This window comes from Segatella copri (assembly GCF_019127135.1).
Taxonomy (GTDB): domain Bacteria; phylum Bacteroidota; class Bacteroidia; order Bacteroidales; family Bacteroidaceae; genus Prevotella.
The window spans coordinates 1-3,809 of the sequence record NZ_JAHOEA010000112.1; the positions used below are offsets into that span (position 1 = coordinate 1).

Sequence of the window (3,809 nt, forward strand, 5' to 3'; positions counted from 1 at the left end):
GAAAGGTTGCCGTAGAGGCAGGACTTCGTTACGAGCATGTCAACTTCAAATACACGGAAAATGGCCAACTCAAGGAAGACCAAAGCAAGACTTACAACAACGTTTTCCCTTCTTTGTCTATTTCTACAGAGATTGGAAAAACGCAATTGTCATTGAGCTATACAAGCAAGACCCAGCGTCCATCATACGATGACCTTGATGGAACAGTCAACTATGTCAATCGTTTGACCTTGGAAAGTGGCAATCCTTACCTATCCCCTATGAAGATTCATTCTGTAGAGTTGATGGGTGCATGGAAGCAATTCTTTGCGAAGATTTCATACGAACATAGAAAAGATGCCTTTATCCAGACTACGAAATCGTATTGCGAGGACGGAGAGGTGAAATTGCTCACCATGGAGAACACTCCAAAGATAGATGAACTACAAGCATTTGTTGGCGCACAATTTAAGGTTGGTATTTGGGAACCTAAAGTGAATGCTGGCATCATCAAACAGTGGTTCACAGGCGAGTATATGGGTGAACGCAAATCCTTTAGCAATCCTTTGGGAATCGTACAGTTCCAAAATGCTATCCATCTGCCTGGAGACATTTGGATGAACATCGATATGGAATGGAATAGCCGTGGTAACAAGGACAACATGAAACTCGGTTCTTCCTCGTACCTCAATGCCAAACTTTACAAGGCTTTCTGGAAAAACCGTTTCTCCGTGTCGCTTGAAGCCAATGACATTTTCAACAAGAGCTACCGTAATGTTACATTCTACAACAAGGATGTTACACTTAGGCAAAACATGACAAGTGATACTCGTGCCTTGCTCTTGACATTGCAGTACAACTTCAATACTTCAAGAAACCGATACAAGGGTAAAGGTGCAGGTAATGAGGAAATAAACCGTTTCTAATCTCTCAACGATATGAATAATCAAGTTAATGTTATGATAGCAGGTGCAGACATGGGAGGCTTGATAGCTTCCTGTGCCTTGCACTATGACTTCCAGAATCGTCTTCTGCAAAAAGATAGATTCCGAATCTCTCGTCTCGAAAAGGAAACGCTGACGATGGAAGATGTGGAGCAATGTGATTTGTCGGGGGTAGCGTATGTCGTGAATGCCACGCTGCACGATACAGAAGCCTCGTTTGCCTTCGATGAGAAATGCAAGAAGCAGGGCATTCCTGTCATCCATGCCGTCAACCTTGGCAAGGCAGCTTTCCTCGTCGTTGAAAAACCGAAAGGCTATCCTTTCAGCGAGGTAAAAAAGCGAAATTCAGATGAGGGTTCTATTGGGAAGCATGAAGAGGATTCTATCGAAAAGAATGAAGATAGGATTGCTCTTGATAGTTGGAATGCCGATATATTCCAAAGAAAGCTTGGCAAGTACATCTCGCAGTATGGCATGTTTTGGCAGAAGCCTGTACCTTGGATAGACGAAGCCATCAAAAACTATTCAGAGAAATCTTTCCCACAACTGAGCATTGGGGCATATATTGCCGCAGGCTATTGCGTGAATATCCTTTGCAGACTTGCGGAAGGCAAGGAGGTAAAGTATTTCCCTAAGTTCTATCTCTCGCCACTGCTGGAAGAGGTATAGTTTATATCATCTGATAGTTGACCGCATGGAATAGAGCCTCTGCAATGTTCTTCACACCCAATTTGGCGAAGAGGCTTCGCTTGCAAGCCTTGATGGTATCCACCGACTTGCACACTCTATCGGCAATTTCATTCATCGTATAGCCTTGGGCAGACAGTCTCAAAACTTCTCTCTCAGCCTCGCTCAAGGTTATACCTTCTTTCCTCTCCCACTTGTGGCGGTCTGTGGAATACTCGAAATACCCACGCTCGCCATTCTTCTGCATGATGATATGTCCTGGCTCATCAGTCGCCGCCAACGAAACGGTGCAGAAGGCAAGCCATATCCTGCCGTCATCGGAAAGGAGAATCGGGGTGAGATGATGATGAATCAGTCGGCTATGCTTGCCGTTGGTTAGATGAAAATCATACGATATGGTATATTCCAGGCGGTCTTCCACAGGCAGTTCGTTGAATAGGTCGAAACCTTTCTTGTTTACTTCCAACAACATCTGCAAGTCTTGCTCTGGCACATGGTCGATATACATCTGATAGCCAGCCTCCAAGAGTTGCTCAGGTTGCAAACCGCAGAGATACGCCAGGTTATCAGAGGCATAGATGAAACCCTGGTGGAAGTAGTCAATGATATAGACGCACTGGTAGGTGCTGCGAGCAAAAGCCTTTGCCGCATTCACCAACAATTCTATCTTGTCGTAATCCTCCTTCGCTATGTGATTTACCTCATTGGAATGGAGGAAGAAGTCATTTTTGTCGTTGCTCATAAGCAGACTCTATTATTACACTTTTAAACTATTTATCTTGGCACAGACACTTTGCACATGGTCAAGTCCATAAAGCATTGAATGTGAATCAATGCCCATCCACGAAAACAAGGTTTGAATTTTCTGATATTCGTTGATAATGTAACTTGTATCAATCTCAGCCTCATGAAGTCTAAAGCATATCGGTTCGTGATGAGCAATTCTGTTTCGCAGACTGTTCACCTTGTCAAGTTCATTGAAAATGTAGGTGTTGTTGTATTGAACAGCAGCCGATGAGCGAGGTTTGTTAGGAAAAGCCCTCAATAGACATTGTCCTGTTGCACGATACTGTAGTGAAGAATACATATATTTCCAAACTCCAAATTCCATTTCGGCAATCAGCTTGGAATGAGAATAGTTACCTTGTCTATTCAAACGGTTGTATGCCTTTTCTATGATTTTCCGTGTTTCGTTCATGCGCCCATTGGAGAATATTCCATTGTCTTGAACGGAATCTTTCAACCAATCCTCTCCCAAGGTCGGCACTAAAAGGCTATCTATCGCATTACGCAAAGCAACTTCAAAACAACTAACGATAGTGAACATCTCCTGCGACAAGCGCAAGTTGTAACGATACAAAGCCATAGCCTTGCGAGTGTCACCATTCGCAGCATCTTTGTATCTCTGTATTCGTTTGGCAGACAAAATTCGCTCAAATTCTAAATATTCCATAAATATTTGTTCGTTTACTTGGTTGTAACAAGAAAAAACACTATCTTTGTAGCGTTGATTCCCGGTAGCCTCTGATTCGTCAAGCTATCGGGTCTTGTTTTTTATACAATTTGCCTACAAAAATACATTATTTTCTGCAATTATGGTTATGCCACATTATATAATTACAGAAAATTAACCGTAAAAATTTGATAAAACCATTGTGGTTTCGTGTAATTGTTGTATTTTTGTAGCCGTAAAGAGTTGTTAGGCAAGCAAACGTATGCACAATGCAGAATTTAGAACTATTGCCAAATCATTACCTCTATTGAGGTGAAAAACTCATAATTCGCTCATTTTAAGCTATTCTGTATAAATTAGCGGAATTTTCCTTAAAAAAAGCCAAGTTCCTAAAAAAAACTGTAAAGTTAACCCAAGTTTAACATAGCCAAACCGTTTCTCTTGCAGTATCAGCCATAATCTTCTCCTTTTTTTTAAAAAAACTACCCATGCACCCTAAAACAGGGGGTATGGGTAGGATTAATGACATAGCCATTAGGTATGTGGCGAAGTTGAGTGGTAAAGGAGTAAGTACGGTGCAACGAGTTAAACGATTACTAAAAATGCAATCACCGCAATAATACTATTGATTTTACGTTCTTTTCAAAGAAAGGGGTTGTACAATAGTGGCTTAAAGGCTAAAAGCACTACTTTTGAATGCTGTTAAATATGGTAATGTTCAAAGTCACAATTTGTGATATTGGAAA

The 3,809-nt window shown here is 41.5% G+C and carries 4 protein-coding genes; 2 read left to right on the forward strand and 2 right to left on the reverse strand.

Features of this window, described 5'->3' with window-relative positions; genetic code table 11:
* Together KSW37_RS15205 and KSW37_RS15210 are read left to right on the forward strand one after the other, a co-directional pair.
* On the forward strand, positions 1 to 905 hold a 905-nt coding region (locus KSW37_RS15205), incomplete at its 5' end, for an outer membrane beta-barrel family protein (protein WP_217315284.1).
* Between the two features lie 12 nt (positions 906 to 917).
* Positions 918 to 1,592 (forward strand): hypothetical protein, encoded by a 675-nt coding sequence (locus KSW37_RS15210; RefSeq protein ID WP_217315286.1) that lies wholly within the window; start codon positions 918 to 920, stop codon positions 1,590 to 1,592.
* Between the two features lies 1 nt (position 1,593).
* Here KSW37_RS15210 and KSW37_RS15215 read toward each other — a convergent pair whose 3' ends face one another.
* Both KSW37_RS15215 and KSW37_RS15220 read right to left on the reverse strand, forming a co-directional pair.
* A complete protein-coding gene (locus KSW37_RS15215) occupies positions 1,594 to 2,352 on the reverse strand; it encodes a helix-turn-helix transcriptional regulator (protein WP_217315288.1) in 759 nt (252 codons plus the stop codon).
* Between the two features lie 15 nt (positions 2,353 to 2,367).
* Positions 2,368 to 3,063 (reverse strand): Abi family protein, encoded by a 696-nt coding sequence (locus KSW37_RS15220; RefSeq protein WP_217315291.1) that lies wholly within the window; start codon positions 3,061 to 3,063, stop codon positions 2,368 to 2,370.
* Positions 3,064 to 3,809 lie beyond the last annotated feature (746 nt).